This is a genomic window from Streptomyces koelreuteriae, from assembly GCF_018604545.1.
In the GTDB taxonomy this organism is placed as follows: domain Bacteria; phylum Actinomycetota; class Actinomycetes; order Streptomycetales; family Streptomycetaceae; genus Streptomyces; species Streptomyces koelreuteriae.
The window spans coordinates 3509863-3525664 of sequence record NZ_CP075896.1; the positions used below are offsets into that span (position 1 = coordinate 3509863).

The following is a 15802-nucleotide window of genomic DNA, read 5'->3' on the forward strand; positions in this document are numbered from 1 at the left end:
TGAAACTGTAAACTGCCGCACCACACCGTGACCTGGGTATGGGGCTGTTCGTGGTTTCAGAACCAACACAGTGGACGCGAGCAACTGAGGACAAGCCCTCGGCCTATTAGTACCGGTCAACTCCACACGTTACCGTGCTTCCATATCCGGCCTATCAACCCAGTCGTCTACTGGGAGCCTTACCCTCTCAAGGAGGTGGGAATACTCATCTCGAAGCAGGCTTCCCGCTTAGATGCTTTCAGCGGTTATCCCTCCCGAACGTAGCCAACCAGCCATGCCCTTGGCAGAACAACTGGCACACCAGAGGTTCGTCCGTCCCGGTCCTCTCGTACTAGGGACAGCCCTTCTCAATATTCCTACGCGCACAGCGGATAGGGACCGAACTGTCTCACGACGTTCTAAACCCAGCTCGCGTACCGCTTTAATGGGCGAACAGCCCAACCCTTGGGACCGACTCCAGCCCCAGGATGCGACGAGCCGACATCGAGGTGCCAAACCATCCCGTCGATATGGACTCTTGGGGAAGATCAGCCTGTTATCCCCGGGGTACCTTTTATCCGTTGAGCGACGGCGCTTCCACAAGCCACCGCCGGATCACTAGTCCCGACTTTCGTCCCTGCTCGACCCGTCGGTCTCACAGTCAAGCTCCCTTGTGCACTTACACTCAACACCTGATTGCCAACCAGGCTGAGGGAACCTTTGGGCGCCTCCGTTACTCTTTAGGAGGCAACCGCCCCAGTTAAACTACCCATCAGACACTGTCCCTGATCCGGATCACGGACCCAGGTTAGACATCCAGCACGACCAGACTGGTATTTCAACGACGACTCCACCCACACTGGCGTGCGAGTTTCAAAGTCTCCCAGCTATCCTACACAAGCCGAACCGAACACCAATATCAAACTGTAGTAAAGGTCCCGGGGTCTTTCCGTCCTGCTGCGCGAAACGAGCATCTTTACTCGTAGTGCAATTTCACCGGGCCTATGGTTGAGACAGTCGAGAAGTCGTTACGCCATTCGTGCAGGTCGGAACTTACCCGACAAGGAATTTCGCTACCTTAGGATGGTTATAGTTACCACCGCCGTTTACTGGCGCTTAAGTTCTCAGCTTCGCCACCCCGAAGAGTGACTAACCGGTCCCCTTAACGTTCCAGCACCGGGCAGGCGTCAGTCCGTATACATCGCCTTACGGCTTCGCACGGACCTGTGTTTTTAGTAAACAGTCGCTTCTCGCTGGTCTCTGCGGCCACCCCCAGCTCAGAGCGCAAAGCTCATCACCGGATGTGGCCCCCTTCTCCCGAAGTTACGGGGGCATTTTGCCGAGTTCCTTAACCATAGTTCACCCGAACGCCTCGGTATTCTCTACCTGACCACCTGAGTCGGTTTAGGGTACGGGCCGCCATGAAACTCGCTAGAGGCTTTTCTCGACAGCATAGGATCATCCACTTCACCACAATCGGCTCGGCATCAGGTCTCAGCCACATGTGCGACGGATTTACCTATCGCACGGCCTACACCCTTACCCCGGGACAACCACCGCCCGGGATGGACTACCTTCCTGCGTCACCCCATCACTCACCTACTACCAACTTGGGTCACCGGCTCCACCACTTTCCTTTCCCCGAAGGGTCCGGAACGGCTTCACGGGCTTAGCATCACTGGATTCGATGTTTGACGCTTCACAGCGGGTACCGGAATATCAACCGGTTATCCATCGACTACGCCTGTCGGCCTCGCCTTAGGTCCCGACTTACCCTGGGCAGATCAGCTTGACCCAGGAACCCTTAGTCAATCGGCGCACACGTTTCTCACGTGTGAATCGCTACTCATGCCTGCATTCTCACTCGTCAACCGTCCACAACTCGCTTACGCGGCTGCTTCACCCGGCAGACGACGCTCCCCTACCCATCACAGCGGGCGTTGGCCCTGTTGCTGCAATGACACGACTTCGGCGGTACGCTTGAGCCCCGCTACATTGTCGGCGCGGAATCACTAGACCAGTGAGCTATTACGCACTCTTTCAAGGGTGGCTGCTTCTAAGCCAACCTCCTGGTTGTCTCTGCGACTCCACATCCTTTCCCACTTAGCGTACGCTTAGGGGCCTTAGTCGATGCTCTGGGCTGTTTCCCTCTCGACCATGGAGCTTATCCCCCACAGTCTCACTGCCGCGCTCTCACTTACCGGCATTCGGAGTTTGGCTAAGGTCAGTAACCCGGTAGGGCCCATCGCCTATCCAGTGCTCTACCTCCGGCAAGAAACACACGACGCTGCACCTAAATGCATTTCGGGGAGAACCAGCTATCACGGAGTTTGATTGGCCTTTCACCCCTAACCACAGGTCATCCCCCAGGTTTTCAACCCTGGTGGGTTCGGTCCTCCACGAAGTCTTACCTCCGCTTCAACCTGCCCATGGCTAGATCACTCCGCTTCGGGTCTTGAGCGTGCTACTGAATCGCCCTGTTCGGACTCGCTTTCGCTACGGCTTCCCCACCCGGGTTAACCTCGCAACACACCGCAAACTCGCAGGCTCATTCTTCAAAAGGCACGCAGTCACGAGATGGAAGCAAGCTTCCATCCGACGCTCCCACGGCTTGTAGGCACACGGTTTCAGGTACTATTTCACTCCGCTCCCGCGGTACTTTTCACCATTCCCTCACGGTACTATCCGCTATCGGTCACCAGGGAATATTTAGGCTTAGCGGGTGGTCCCGCCAGATTCACACGGGATTTCTCGGGCCCCGTGCTACTTGGGTGTCTCTCAAACGAGCCGTTGACGTTTCGACTACGGGGGTCTTACCCTCTACGCCGGACCTTTCGCATGTCCTTCGCCTACATCAACGGTTTCTGACTCGTCTCACAGCCGGCAGACTGTGAAAGAGAGATCCCACAACCCCGTATACGCAACCCCTGCCGGGTCTCACACGCATACGGTTTGGCCTCATCCGGTTTCGCTCGCCACTACTCCCGGAATCACGGTTGTTTTCTCTTCCTGCGGGTACTGAGATGTTTCACTTCCCCGCGTTCCCTCCACACTGCCTATGTGTTCAGCAGCGGGTGACAGCCCATGACGACTGCCGGGTTTCCCCATTCGGAAACCCCCGGATCAAAGCCTGGTTGACGACTCCCCGGGGACTATCGTGGCCTCCCACGTCCTTCATCGGTTCCTGGTGCCAAGGCATCCACCGTGCGCCCTTAAAAACTTGGCCACAGATGCTCGCGTCCACTGTGCAGTTCTCAAACAACGACCAGCCACCCATCACCCCCGGTTCACACCGGAGTTCACTGGGGCCGGCGACTGAGGAAAAGTTCGTTCCCTCAGACACCCAACAGCGTGCCCGGCCGGCTCCCGTCCGAAGATCAGCGTTCCACGCCCCCAAAGGGAGCAGTACTAGCAGCCTCCGACCCGAGAATCCGGCCGAATAGTCAACGTTCCACCCATGAGCAACCAGCATCAGACGTTCGCTGATGTACTGGCCTCTGACCTCACCCCGAGGGGATCGGCAAGAAGTGCTCCTTAGAAAGGAGGTGATCCAGCCGCACCTTCCGGTACGGCTACCTTGTTACGACTTCGTCCCAATCGCCAGTCCCACCTTCGACAGCTCCCTCCCACAAGGGGTTGGGCCACCGGCTTCGGGTGTTACCGACTTTCGTGACGTGACGGGCGGTGTGTACAAGGCCCGGGAACGTATTCACCGCAGCAATGCTGATCTGCGATTACTAGCGACTCCGACTTCATGGGGTCGAGTTGCAGACCCCAATCCGAACTGAGACCGGCTTTTTGAGATTCGCTCCACCTCGCGGTATCGCAGCTCATTGTACCGGCCATTGTAGCACGTGTGCAGCCCAAGACATAAGGGGCATGATGACTTGACGTCGTCCCCACCTTCCTCCGAGTTGACCCCGGCGGTCTCCCGTGAGTCCCCAGCACCACAAGGGCCTGCTGGCAACACGGGACAAGGGTTGCGCTCGTTGCGGGACTTAACCCAACATCTCACGACACGAGCTGACGACAGCCATGCACCACCTGTACACCGACCACAAGGGGCGCCTGTCTCCAGACGTTTCCGGTGTATGTCAAGCCTTGGTAAGGTTCTTCGCGTTGCGTCGAATTAAGCCACATGCTCCGCCGCTTGTGCGGGCCCCCGTCAATTCCTTTGAGTTTTAGCCTTGCGGCCGTACTCCCCAGGCGGGGCACTTAATGCGTTAGCTGCGGCACGGACAACGTGGAATGTTGCCCACACCTAGTGCCCACCGTTTACGGCGTGGACTACCAGGGTATCTAATCCTGTTCGCTCCCCACGCTTTCGCTCCTCAGCGTCAGTATCGGCCCAGAGATCCGCCTTCGCCACCGGTGTTCCTCCTGATATCTGCGCATTTCACCGCTACACCAGGAATTCCGATCTCCCCTACCGAACTCTAGCCTGCCCGTATCGACTGCAGACCCGGGGTTAAGCCCCGGGCTTTCACAACCGACGTGACAAGCCGCCTACGAGCTCTTTACGCCCAATAATTCCGGACAACGCTCGCGCCCTACGTATTACCGCGGCTGCTGGCACGTAGTTAGCCGGCGCTTCTTCTGCAGGTACCGTCACTTTCGCTTCTTCCCTGCTGAAAGAGGTTTACAACCCGAAGGCCGTCATCCCTCACGCGGCGTCGCTGCATCAGGCTTTCGCCCATTGTGCAATATTCCCCACTGCTGCCTCCCGTAGGAGTCTGGGCCGTGTCTCAGTCCCAGTGTGGCCGGTCGCCCTCTCAGGCCGGCTACCCGTCGTCGCCTTGGTGAGCCATTACCTCACCAACAAGCTGATAGGCCGCGGGCTCATCCTTCACCGCCGGAGCTTTTAACCTCCACTCAGGAGAGTGGAGGTGTTATCCGGTATTAGACCCCGTTTCCAGGGCTTGTCCCAGAGTGAAGGGCAGATTGCCCACGTGTTACTCACCCGTTCGCCACTAATCCACCCCGAAGGGCTTCATCGTTCGACTTGCATGTGTTAAGCACGCCGCCAGCGTTCGTCCTGAGCCAGGATCAAACTCTCCGTGAATGTGTACCGGTAATCCGGTCGACACCACGAGAGCGGAACAGTCAGGCGGAATAGGCCCGACCGTTCACAGCGTCCTCGCTGTGTTTTTTCAAAGGAACCTCGTCCCAGCGAATGCTGGAGACGGGGTATCAACATATCTGGCGTTGACTTTTGGCACGCTGTTGAGTTCTCAAGGAACGGTCGCTTCCTTTGTACTCACCCTCTCGGGCTTTCCTCCGGGCGCTTCCCTTCGGTCTTGCGTTTCCGACTCTATCAGATCTTTCCGATCCGATTTCCTCGGCGCTTTCCAGGTTCCCGCTTCCGCGTTTCCCTTTCCGGCGGTTCCGACTCTATCAGATCCTTTCGGGCCTGACTCCCAGTCAGAGGGGGGTTGTCTTTGCGGCTGTTGGGCCGTTCCGACGAGTGAGACTTTAGCGGATTCCCCGGCTCCCGAGCGAATCGGGGGCCGCGTCCTTTCGAACGAGGATTCCTCATTCCGTAAATACGCATACCAATGAAACGACGACAGCTGTGCTGCGCATCGAAGAGTGGTGGGTACTTCCGGAGTGGCTGCCCGGGGACCGACCGGGGTCGGCGCTCACGTCGGGCAACTCGGAGAACACTACGGATCGGGTCTGGGCGTGTCAACTCAAGGGCGGGCGGCACTCCAGGGGCGTAGTCTGCGATGCATGACGACGCGTACGTGCACCCAACTGTGGTGGGCCGCCTGACGGCGGCCGCTCTCGCGTATGCATTCAACGGCCGCCGCTTCGGCGGCCGTTCTTGTTTCTCCCTCCGGAACCACTGAGGGGCGGCCGCCCGGGGCGGCGGTCCCGGGCAGGAGGAGGAGAGATGACACGGGTCTTCAGCGGGGTCAAGCCGACGGGGCATCTGACGCTGGGGAACTACCTGGGAGCCATGCGGCGGTGGGCCGCCGTCGACCAGCACGAGGCCGATGCCTTGTTCTGCGTCGTCGATCTGCACGCGCTGACCGTGGAGCACGATCCGGCGCGGGTGCGCCGGCTGAGTCGGCAGGCGGCGACGCTGCTGCTGGCGTCCGGGCTGGATCCCGAGGTCTGCACGGTGTTCGTGCAGAGTCATGTGGATGAGCACGCTCGGCTGTCGTACGTACTGGAGTGTGTGGCCACCGACGGTGAGATGCGGCGGATGATCCAGTACAAGGAGAAGGCCGCGCGGGAGCAGCGGCGGGGTGGGAGTGTGCGGCTGTCGCTGCTGACCTACCCGGTGCTGATGGCGGCGGACATCCTGGCCTACGGGGCCGGTGAGGTGCCGGTCGGGGACGATCAGCGGCAGCATGTGGAGCTGGCGCGGGACATCGCCGTGCGGTTCAACCAGCGGTACGGGCATACGTTCGTGGTGCCTCGGGCCACGCGTCCCGAGGTCGCGGCTCGGGTGATGAATCTGCAGGATCCGATGTCGAAGATGGGCAAGAGCGACGACGTCGGGCCGGGGATCGTCTATCTGCTGGACGAGCCGGACGTGGTGCGGAAGAAGGTCATGCGGGCGGTGACCGACAGCGGGTCGGAGGTCGTGTACGACCGGGAGGAGCGGCCGGGGCTCGCGAATCTGCTGGAGATTCTCGCCGCGTGCTCGGGTGGGAGCCCGCAGGAGCTGGCCGGGGCGTATCGGTCGTACGGGGATCTGAAGAAGGATGCCGCCGAGGCTGTGGTCGAGGTGTTGCGGCCTGTGCAGGAGCGGCACAAGGAGTTGTGCGCTGATCCCGGGTATGTGGAGCGCGTGCTGCGGGACGGGGCGGAGCGGGCTCGGGGGATGGCGCGGCCGACCGTGGATGCCGCCTATCGCGCGATCGGGTTGCTGCCGGCCGTGGCAGAGGTGGCCGAGGCCGGTGCCGGGGTGACCGTGTGAGGTGACGCGGGCGGTGGGGGCGGGTGTGGGTGGCCCGCCCCCGGTGCTCAGCTGTTCTTGCCGGAGGCCAGGGCGCGGCTGCGGTCGCGGGCGGCTTCGAGGGCGGCGATGAGGGCGGCTCGTACGCCGTGGTTCTCGAGTTCGCGGATGGCGTTGATCGTCGTGCCGGCGGGGGACGTGACGTTCTCGCGGAGCTTGACCGGGTGTTCGCCGCTGTCGCGGAGCATCGTCGCGGCGCCGATGGCGGACTGGACGATGAGGTCGTGGGCCTTGTCGCGGGGCAGGCCGAGGAGGATTCCGGCGTCGGTCATGGCTTCGACCAGGTAGAAGAAGTAGGCCGGGCCGGAGCCGGAGAGGGCCGTGCAGGCGTCCTGCTGGGACTCGGGGACGCGGAGGGTCTTGCCGACGGCGCCGAAGATCTCCTCGGTGTGGGCGAGGTGGCCGGCGGTGGCGTGGGTGCCGGCGGAGATGACGGACATCGCCTCGTCGACCAGGGCCGGGGTGTTCGTCATGACGCGGATGACGGGGGTGTCGGGGGCGAGGCGCTCCTCGAAGTACGCCGTGGGGATGCCCGCGGCGCCGCTGATGACCAGGCGGTCGGCGGGCACATGGGGGGCGAGTTCGTCGAGGAGCGTGCCCATGTCCTGCGGTTTGACCGTGAGGATCAGGGTGTCGGCGGTCTTCGCGGCTTCCGGGTTGGTGACCGGGGTGACGCCGTAGCGGGTGCGGAGTTCGTCGGCTCGTTCCTGGCGGCGGGAGGTGACCAGGAGGTCGGCCGGGTTCCAGCCGGCGCGGATCATTCCGCTGAGCAGGGCTTCGCCGATCTTGCCGGTGCCTAGGACTGCGACTTTCTGGGTCATGGCTGGGGTGCCCTCCGGGGGTTGCGCGTCGTCCGGGTTCATCCTCGCACTCGGGGGGCGGTGGGGCGGGGTCGTGTCCGGTGGGCGGGATGTCGGGGCGGGATGTCGGGCGGACCGGCTCACGCCGTCCTGCGTCGTAGGGTCGCCGCGCCCAGGGTGAGGACCAGGAGGGCGCAGCCCGCCACGATCAGGGTGTCTCGTACGAAGGTGGCCGTCATGTCGGTGTGGTGGAGGACCTCGTTCATGCCGTCCACCGCGTACGACATGGGGAGGACGTCGGAGAGGGTCTCCAGGGCCGGGTGCATGTTGTCGCGCGGGGTGAACAGGCCGCAGAGGAGGAGCTGGGGGAAGATCACCGCCGGCATGAACTGGACGGCCTGGAATTCCGAGGCCGCGAAGGCCGAGACGAAGAGGCCGAGGGCGGTGCCGAGGAGGGCGTCGAGGAGGGCCACCAGGAGGAGGAGCCAGGGGCTGCCGGTGACGTCGAGGCCGAGGAACCAGACCGCGAGGCCGGTGGCCAGGGCGGACTGGATGATCGCGAGGGTGCCGAAGGCGAGGGCGTAGCCGGCGATCAGGTCGCCCTTGCCTAGGGGCATGGCGAGGAGGCGTTCGAGGGTGCCGGAGGTGCGTTCGCGCAGGGTGGCGATGGAGGTCACCAGGAACATCGTGATCAGCGGGAAGATCCCGAGGAGCGATGCGCCGATGCTGTCGAAGGTGCGGGGGTTGGCGTCGAAGACGTAGCGGAGCAGGAGCAGCATCACGCAGGGGATGAGGATCAGGAGCGCGATGGTGCGGGGGTCGTGGGTGAGCTGGCGCAGGACGCGGGTGGTGGTGGCTGTGGTGCGGGCCGCGCTCAAGGCTTTCGGTGAGGTGTTCGGTGGCGTGTGCGGCGGGGTGTTCGGTGGGGTGAGCGTGGTCGTCATCGCGTTGTCTCCTTCGGGTGGGATGCCGCATTCGCTTCGTCGACCAGGTGGAGGAAGGCCTCCTCGACCGTTTCGGTGGTGGTGCGGGTGCGCAGGGCGTCGGGGGTGTCGTCGGCCAGGAGCTCGCCTTCGCGCATGAGGAGGAGGCGGTGGCAGCGCTCGGCCTCGTCCATGACGTGGGACGAGACGAGGAGGGTGGCGCCGCGGCTTGTCGCGATGTCGTGGAAGAGGTTCCAGAGGTCGCGGCGCAGGACCGGGTCCAGGCCGACGGTCGGTTCGTCGAGGACCAGGAGTTCTGGGGTGCCGAGGAGGGCGACGGCCAGGGAGACGCGGTTGCGCTGGCCTCCGGAGAGGTTGCCGGCGAGGGCGTCGGTGTGGGTGGTGAGGTCGACGTCGGCGATCGCGCGGGTGACGTTCTCCGCGCGGCGGTCGGCTGCGGATCGGCCGGGGTCGAGGATCGCGGCGAAGTAGTCGAGGTTCTGGCGGACGGTCAGGTCGTCGTAGACGGACGGGGCCTGGGTGACGTAGCCGATGCGGGTGCGCAGGGTGGGGTGGCCTGCGGGGTGGCCGAGGACGTCGAGGGTGCCGGTGATCTTGGCCTGGGTGCCGACGATGGAGCGCATCAGGGTCGACTTGCCGCAGCCGGAGGGGCCCAGGAGGCCGGTGATCTGGCCTCGGGGGACGGTGAAGGCGAGGTTGTGGAGGACCTTGCGGGGGCCTCGGGTGACGGTGAGGTTTTTGGCCTGTACGGCCGGGGGGTTCGGGTTTGGGTTTGGGTTCGGGGTCGCGCCGGGGTGTGGTGAGCCGGGAGCATTATTCATCATGTGATGAATAATGCTCCCGGTGGTGGGGTGCGTCAAGCAGGGGGGATGGGGCGGGCTGGGGTTCGTCAGGTCTTGGTCTTCGCGAGCAGGAGGACCACCTCGTAGACCTCCTCGACGGAGCCGTCCGGGAAGGCGTTGAGCAGGTGCTCCCTTTCCGCGGCGAGGAAGGTCGCGGTGTGTTCCTCGTCGTTGACCAGGAAGACCGAGTGGCTGGCGATGTTGGCGAGGTGGGTGTCGACCGGGACGCGGCGGCTCCAGCGGACCGTGCGGCGGGTGAAGTCGAGGCGGCCGGTGGGGTCGGCGGCCTGGGCGTTGACGTTCCGTTTCTCGGCGGAGACGTCGATGCCGAAGTGGCGCGCGGTGCGGGCGGCGGCCTCGGCGATCCAGGGCACGTCGAGGGCGTCGGTGTTCCACCAGAGGGCGAGTGAGCCGCCGGGGCGCAGGACACGGAGGGCCTCCGGGACGGCGCGGGCGGGGTCGGTCCAGTGCCAGGCCTGGGCGTAGGTGACGAAGTCGAGGGAGGCGGTGGCGAGGGGGAGGTCGTCGCCGGTGCCGCGGATGATCGGGACGGCGGGGAGGGTGCGGCGGAATTGCGCCGCCATGCCGTCGCCGGGTTCCACCGCGATGACGTCCGCGCCTCGGGCGTTGAGGAGGGCGGTGGCTATGCCCGTGCCTGCGCCGATGTCTGCGACGCGGGAGCCGGGGAGGGGGTGGCCGGCCAGGTCTTCTATCGCGTCGAAGAGGGCTGGGGGGTAGGAGGGGCGGTTGGCCGCGTATTGGGCTGCGGCGGTGTTGAAGGAGTGGGCTCGGGTGGTTCGGGTGGTTCGGGTGGGGTGGGTTTCGGGGGTGGGTGCGGGGGCTTGGGGTGTGGGGTCTGTGGTGGTGTCGGCTCCGGTGGGGCTGTGGGCTGGGGGCGGTGTGGTCATGCGGCCATGGTGGCCGGGGGTGGGGTGCGGTGCGGTGAGATTTGGGTGAGAGGTGGCGGGTTATCGCCTTTTCTTCGAGGGGTTGCCCGAGCGGCGGGTGGTGCCCTTCTCGTGTCGCTTGCGGGCTGCCTCGTACTCCTCGCGGTGGAGCTTCTCGCCGGGGGCCTCGGTGAGGGAGCGGAAGAAGTACGCGAGCAGGGAGCCGACGAAGCCGATGGCCAGGAGGCCGCGGAGGGATGCCTGGCGGTCGGGGTCGGGGCGGCGGGTGAAGCCGTTCCAGGTGTGGCGGAAGGCCGTCGCGCTGCAGATCGTGAACATCACGGTCATGAGGAGCGTGACGAAGCCGCCGATCGCGGCGATCCGGAGGCCCTGGTAGGCGAGGCGGAGGACCAGGCAGGCCGCGGCGGCCGTGGCGAGTGAGCCGACGGATACGGCGATGCGGCGGGGGGTGTAGCCGGTGTCGTGGTTCAGCCAGGTCGTGCCGAAGAAGCGGATGGGTTCGGGCGTTGGGCCCGGGGGTGGGGTGCCGTTTTCTGCGCTCATCGGGTGATTATCGCGCTTGGCTGTGGGGTGCCTGCGGCGGCCTCTGCGGCTTTGGTGGGGGTGCGCGTCGCGCCTTCTCGCCGGTGGTGGGTCGGGGCCGCGTCGGGGGGTGTCCGTCCTCGGAACGGCGCGATGGGGTCAGACGCCGACTGACTGTCCGTTGACGCGCCAACCGCTGCGGGCGGACACCCCCCGACACGTCCCCTGCTCGCCGTACGCGGGTGCGGGCGCGTACCGGCTGAGTGCCGCACGCCGCGGGCGGCCCGTAGTGGGGGCGGGCCGCTCGCGGGTGGTGCGGTCAGGAGCAGCGGGGGCGGATGTAGCCGTCGCTGCCTGTGTTCACGTAGGCGTCCGAGATGTACTGGCCGCTTGCGATGTTGTCCCAGATGGTGGTCGTGCCGTACGGGCCCGTGACGCGGGTGCCGGGTGTCTGGCAGTGGATGGCCACCCGGGCGCCTTCCGGCAGGGTCCTGACGACCGGGTAGCCGGTGCCCGGGCCGCTGCGGACGTTGAGGCTGACGCCGGGTGCGATGGAGTAGTACGTGGCCGCGGCGGCCAGTGTGGTGACCACCGGCATGCCGGTACTGGGATTGACCTGTTCGACAGACATGAAAAACCTCCCCCGTTGGCCCCATGTCAGGCATGGGGTCCCGTTGATTCCCCTGAATCACGCCATCAAACACTTGTGCGTGATTCGCCAGCGGAGGCTAGCAAGCCGCCTCTGTCTCGTACGAGTCATCGACTAGGCTCCGAGCGTCGCGCGCGCGGACGATCAGCACGGGGGTGGTTCCATGGCGGCGCAGGGACACACCGGAGCGGGCCCGGAAGCGGAACTTCCTGAATATGCCGGTCACTACCGGCTCGAGGAGTGTCTGGGCTCGGGCGGCATGGGGGTCGTGCATCTGGCCCGGAGTACCTCCGGGATGAAGCTGGCCGTGAAGGTCGTGCACGCGCAGTTCGCCGAGGACGCCGAGTTCAGGGGGCGTTTCCGGCAGGAGGTGGCGGCGGCCCGGCGGGTCAGCGGGGCCTTCACCGCGCCTGTCGTGGATGCCGATCCCGAGGCCGGGCGGCCCTGGATGGCCACGCTGTTCATCCCGGGGTCGACGCTGGCCCAGGAGGTGAAGCGGAACGGGCCCTTGGCTCCGGCGCAGTTGCGGCGGCTGATGGCCGGGCTCGCGGAGGCGCTGCGCGACATCCATCGGGTCGGGGTCGTGCACCGGGACCTGAAGCCGAGCAACGTGCTGCTCGCCGAGGACGGGCCGAAGGTCATCGACTTCGGCATTTCCCGGCCAAAGGACAGCGAGTTGCGGACCGAGACCGGGAAGCTGATCGGTACGCCGCCCTTCATGGCGCCCGAGCAGTTCCGGCGGCCCAGGGAAGTGGGGCCCGCCGCCGATGTGTTCGCCCTCGGGTCCGTGATGGTCCATGCGGCCACCGGGCGGGGGCCTTTCGACTCCGACAGTCCGTATGTCGTCGCCTATCAGGTGGTGCATGACGAGCCCGATCTGGCCGGCGTACCGGAGCAGCTCGCGCCGCTCGTGCTGCGGTGTCTCGCCAAGGAGCCCGAGGACCGGCCCTCTCCCGACGAGTTGATGCGGGAACTGCGGTCGGTTTCGGCGTCGTACGACACGCAGGTTTTCATACCGGCGCAGCGGGGGGACGAGGCGCCGGGTGCGGGTGAGGCGGTGGCCGCGACGCCTTCCGTCGTGTCCCCGCGACGGCGGTTCGGGGCGCGTCTCGGCAAGCGGGCCGTTCTGGGGGCCGGTGCCCTTGGGCTGGCCGTCGCCGGGGGGTTCGCGGTGGTGCCTCTGCTCGGGGGTGGGTCTGCTCCGGCGCCCGCGGCCAGCGCGCCGCGGACGACGGCTGCCGCCTTCACGGCGTGGGAGGCGACGCCCTTGTCCAAGGCGGGCGGCACCCCCTTGTGCTCCTACGCGGCCGGGAAGTTGCTGTGCGCGCAGAGTGGGCTGATCTTCGCTCTCGATCCGGACGACGGGCGTCTGCTGTGGAAGTACCCGCTGGAGGGGATCGCCGCCGAGGGGCCGGTGAGTGAGGCCCCGGTCGTGTCGGGTGATCGGGTGCTGGCCGGGCTCGGCCATGGGCAGCGGCTGACCCTGCTCGATCCGGACTCGGGTGATGTGGTGCGGCGGCAGGCCATGACCATGAACGGTGGGGTGGCGGCGGTGGGCGGGATGGTGCTGCTCACCGCGGCCGACGGCACGGTGACCGGTGTGGACAGCGCCTCCGGGGACGTGAAGTGGCGTCAGCCGATCTCGGGGCAGGCGGTGCCGTACTTCACGGTGTTCCCCGGGGATCCGCTGGCGTATGCGGCGACCGTGTCCGACGACGGGGCCACGACGAAGGTGACGGCGGTGGATCCCGGCACCGGCGAGGTGCGGTGGGACGCGCGGCTCGAGGGGGCGTTGGAGCCGATCGGGACCGAGGGCGGGTCGGTCGTGTTCCTCTCGGGCGATGCCGTGCAAGGGGACGCCCGGGCCGTGGTGCGGTACAGCCCGGAGGGGCGGACGAGCGAGCGGGTGCCGTTGCGTATCCCGTTGCAGGGGGTTCAGGGCAGTGTGCGCGGGGACGTCGTCCATCTGATGGCGGACAGCGGGGGGCTGGTCGCCGTCGATCTGAAGGCGCGCAAGCAGCTGTGGAGTCTGCAGACCGGGGTGGCCCGGGGGTCCGTCCCCGTCGCCGGTGATCGGTATGTGTACGTCACCACGCCGGACGGGCGGCTGCTCGCCGTCGACGGGCGGCGCGGGAAGCTCGTCGGGCAGACGTCTCCCCGGCTGGCGGAGCAGTCGGACCGGGTTCCGGCCACGCTGCCCACGCCCGTGGTCGTGGACGACCATGTCTTCGCCGGTGCCCCGGACGGCAGCGTCTTCGGTGTGGACGGGCGTGATCCGGCCGGGTGGTAGGGGCCGCCGCCGCGTTGTCCTTGCGGGGCGGCCCCGGGGTGGTCAGCCGAGCTTCGACACGTCCCGGACGGCGCCCTTGTCCGCGCTGGTCGCCATCGCGGCGTAGGCGCGCAGGGCGGCGGAGACCTTGCGGTCGCGGTTCTTCGGGGCGTAGACGCCGTTGAGGGCGTCCTCGCGGCGGGCCAGTTCGGCGTCGTCGACGAGGAGTTCGATGGTGCGGTTCGGGATGTCGATGCGGATGCGGTCGCCGTCCTCGACGAGGGCGATGGTGCCGCCGCCGGCCGCCTCGGGCGAGGCGTGTCCGATGGACAGGCCGGAGGTGCCGCCGGAGAAGCGGCCGTCGGTGATCAGGGCGCAGGCCTTTCCGAGGCCTCGGCCCTTCAGGTACGAGGTCGGGTAGAGCATCTCCTGCATGCCGGGGCCGCCCTTGGGGCCCTCGTAGCGGATGACGACGACGTCGCCCTCCGTGATCTGTTTCAGCAGGATCTTCTCGACGGCCTCCTCCTGCGACTCGCAGACGACCGCCGGGCCCTCGAAGGTCCAGATCGACTCGTCGACGCCGGCCGTCTTCACCACGCAGCCGTCGACCGCGAGGTTGCCCTTGAGGACCGCGAGGCCGCCGTCCTTGGAGTACGCGTGCTCGACGGAGCGGATGCAGCCGCCCTCGGCGTCCTCGTCGAGGGACGCCCAGCGCTCGGACTGGGAGAAGGCCTCGGCGGAGCGGACGCAGCCGGGGGCCGCGTGCCACAGTTCGAGGGCCTTGGGGGACGGGGAGCCGCCGCGCACGTCCCAGGTCTTGAGCCAGTCGGCGAGGGTGGGGCTGTGGACGGAGTGCACGTCCTCGTTGAGCAGGCCGCCGCGGTGCAGTTCGCCGAGGAGGGCGGGGATGCCGCCGGCGCGGTGCACGTCCTCCATGTAGTACGTGCGGTCCTTGGCGACGTTCGGGGCGACCTTGGCGAGGCAGGGGACGCGGCGCGAGACCGCGTCGATCTCCGTGAGGCCGAAGGGGACGTCCGCCTCCTGGGCCGCGGCCAGCAGGTGCAGGATCGTGTTGGTGGAGCCACCCATGGCGATGTCGAGGGCCATGGCGTTCTCGAACGCCGCGATGGTGGCGACGTTGCGCGGCAGGACCGTGTCGTCGTCCTGCTCGTAGTAGCGACGGGTGATGTCCATGACCGTGTTCGCCGCGTCGACGTAGAGCTGCTTGCGCGCGGTGTGCGTGGCCAGGACCGAGCCGTTGCCGGGCAGGGAGAGGCCGATGGCCTCGGTGAGGCAGTTCATCGAGTTGGCGGTGAACATGCCGGAACACGAGCCGCAGGTCGGACAGGCGTTCTCCTCGATACGGAGGATGTCCTCGTCCGAGATCTTGTCGTTCACGGCGTCGGAGATCGCGTCGACCAGGTCGAGGGTGCGGACCGTGCCGTCGACCAGCGTGGCGCGGCCGGACTCCATCGGGCCGCCGGAGACGAAGACCGTCGGGATGTTGAGGCGCAGGGCCGCGTTCAGCATGCCCGGGGTGATCTTGTCGCAGTTGGAGATGCAGATCAGCGCGTCGGCGCAGTGGGCCTCGACCATGTACTCGACCGAGTCCGCGATGAGGTCCCGGGAGGGCAGGCTGTAGAGCATGCCGCCGTGGCCCATGGCGATGCCGTCGTCCACCGCGATGGTGTTGAACTCGCGGGGGATGCCGCCGGCCTCGACGATCGCCTCGCTGACGATCCGGCCGACCGGCTGGAGGTGGGTGTGGCCCGGCACGAACTCGGTGAAGCTGTTGGCGACCGCGATGATCGGCTTGCGGCCGATGTCCGCACCCGGTACACCGGAGGCCCGCATAAGGGCGCGGGCGCCCGCCATGTTGCGGCCGTGGGTGACTGTGCGGGACCTCAGCTCGGGCATCGTCG

General features: G+C 66.2%; 9 protein-coding genes and 2 rRNA genes. 2 read left to right on the forward strand and 9 right to left on the reverse strand.

What is annotated here, in order from left to right; translation table 11 throughout:
- Window positions 1–86: 86 nt before the first annotated feature.
- Window positions 87–3205, reverse strand: a 23S ribosomal RNA gene (locus KJK29_RS15600).
- Between the two features lie 312 nt (window positions 3206–3517).
- Window positions 3518–5041: ribosomal RNA gene (locus KJK29_RS15605) — 16S ribosomal RNA — on the reverse strand.
- The 16S and 23S rRNA genes sit together here, the layout of an rRNA operon.
- Window positions 5042–5872: 831 nt before the next feature.
- Here KJK29_RS15605 and trpS point away from each other — a divergent pair.
- Window positions 5873–6907: a tryptophan--tRNA ligase gene (gene trpS, locus KJK29_RS15610; protein WP_215119770.1), complete on the forward strand. Its 1035-nt coding sequence runs from the start codon at window positions 5873–5875 to the stop codon at window positions 6905–6907.
- Window positions 6908–6954: 47 nt separating this feature from the next.
- On the opposite strand, the gene proC is transcribed toward trpS, so the two are convergent.
- From proC to KJK29_RS15640, 6 genes are all read right to left on the reverse strand, one after another.
- A complete protein-coding gene (proC, locus tag KJK29_RS15615; RefSeq protein ID WP_215119771.1) occupies window positions 6955–7767 on the reverse strand; it encodes a pyrroline-5-carboxylate reductase in 813 nt (270 codons plus the stop codon).
- A 119-nt stretch (window positions 7768–7886) separates the two neighbouring features.
- On the reverse strand, window positions 7887–8690 hold the full coding sequence (locus KJK29_RS15620) for an ABC transporter permease (RefSeq protein ID WP_215119772.1): 804 nt from the start codon (window positions 8688–8690) through the stop codon (window positions 7887–7889).
- A complete protein-coding gene (locus KJK29_RS15625; protein ID WP_215119773.1) occupies window positions 8687–9514 on the reverse strand; it encodes an ABC transporter ATP-binding protein in 828 nt (275 codons plus the stop codon). The genes KJK29_RS15620 and KJK29_RS15625 overlap by 4 nt, the downstream gene beginning before the upstream one ends.
- 65 nt (window positions 9515–9579) lie before the next feature.
- Window positions 9580–10440, reverse strand: coding sequence for a class I SAM-dependent methyltransferase (locus KJK29_RS15630; protein WP_215119774.1), 861 nt, complete (start codon window positions 10438–10440; stop codon window positions 9580–9582).
- Window positions 10441–10500: 60 nt separating this feature from the next.
- On the reverse strand, window positions 10501–10983 hold the full coding sequence (locus KJK29_RS15635) for an EamA/RhaT family transporter (RefSeq protein WP_215119775.1): 483 nt from the start codon (window positions 10981–10983) through the stop codon (window positions 10501–10503).
- Between the two features lie 298 nt (window positions 10984–11281).
- Window positions 11282–11593, reverse strand: coding sequence for an SH3 domain-containing protein (locus tag KJK29_RS15640; RefSeq protein WP_215119776.1), 312 nt, complete (start codon window positions 11591–11593; stop codon window positions 11282–11284).
- Between the two features lie 181 nt (window positions 11594–11774).
- On the opposite strand from KJK29_RS15640, the gene KJK29_RS15645 reads away from it, so the two are divergent.
- On the forward strand, window positions 11775–13901 hold the full coding sequence (locus KJK29_RS15645; RefSeq protein WP_215119777.1) for a protein kinase domain-containing protein: 2127 nt from the start codon (window positions 11775–11777) through the stop codon (window positions 13899–13901).
- Between the two features lie 42 nt (window positions 13902–13943).
- Here KJK29_RS15645 and ilvD read toward each other — a convergent pair whose 3' ends face one another.
- Window positions 13944–15797, reverse strand: coding sequence for a dihydroxy-acid dehydratase (gene ilvD, locus KJK29_RS15650; protein WP_215119778.1), 1854 nt, complete (start codon window positions 15795–15797; stop codon window positions 13944–13946).
- Between the last annotated feature and the right edge of the window lie 5 nt (window positions 15798–15802).

Excerpts from the sequence above, each read along its gene's own strand:
- trpS (WP_215119770.1), top strand. The coding sequence starts at position 5,873 with ATGACACGGGTCTTCAGCGGGGTCAAGCCGACGGGGCATCTGACGCTG.
- KJK29_RS15625 (WP_215119773.1), bottom strand. The coding sequence starts at position 9,514 with ATGATGAATAATGCTCCCGGCTCACCACACCCCGGCGCGACCCCGAAC.
- KJK29_RS15645 (WP_215119777.1), top strand. The coding sequence starts at position 11,775 with ATGGCGGCGCAGGGACACACCGGAGCGGGCCCGGAAGCGGAACTTCCT.
- ilvD (WP_215119778.1), bottom strand. The coding sequence starts at position 15,797 with ATGCCCGAGCTGAGGTCCCGCACAGTCACCCACGGCCGCAACATGGCG.
- KJK29_RS15630 (WP_215119774.1), bottom strand. The coding sequence starts at position 10,440 with ATGACCACACCGCCCCCAGCCCACAGCCCCACCGGAGCCGACACCACC.
- KJK29_RS15635 (WP_215119775.1), bottom strand. The coding sequence starts at position 10,983 with ATGAGCGCAGAAAACGGCACCCCACCCCCGGGCCCAACGCCCGAACCC.
- proC (WP_215119771.1), bottom strand. The coding sequence starts at position 7,767 with ATGACCCAGAAAGTCGCAGTCCTAGGCACCGGCAAGATCGGCGAAGCC.
- KJK29_RS15640 (WP_215119776.1), bottom strand. The coding sequence starts at position 11,593 with ATGTCTGTCGAACAGGTCAATCCCAGTACCGGCATGCCGGTGGTCACC.
- KJK29_RS15620 (WP_215119772.1), bottom strand. The coding sequence starts at position 8,690 with ATGACGACCACGCTCACCCCACCGAACACCCCGCCGCACACGCCACCG.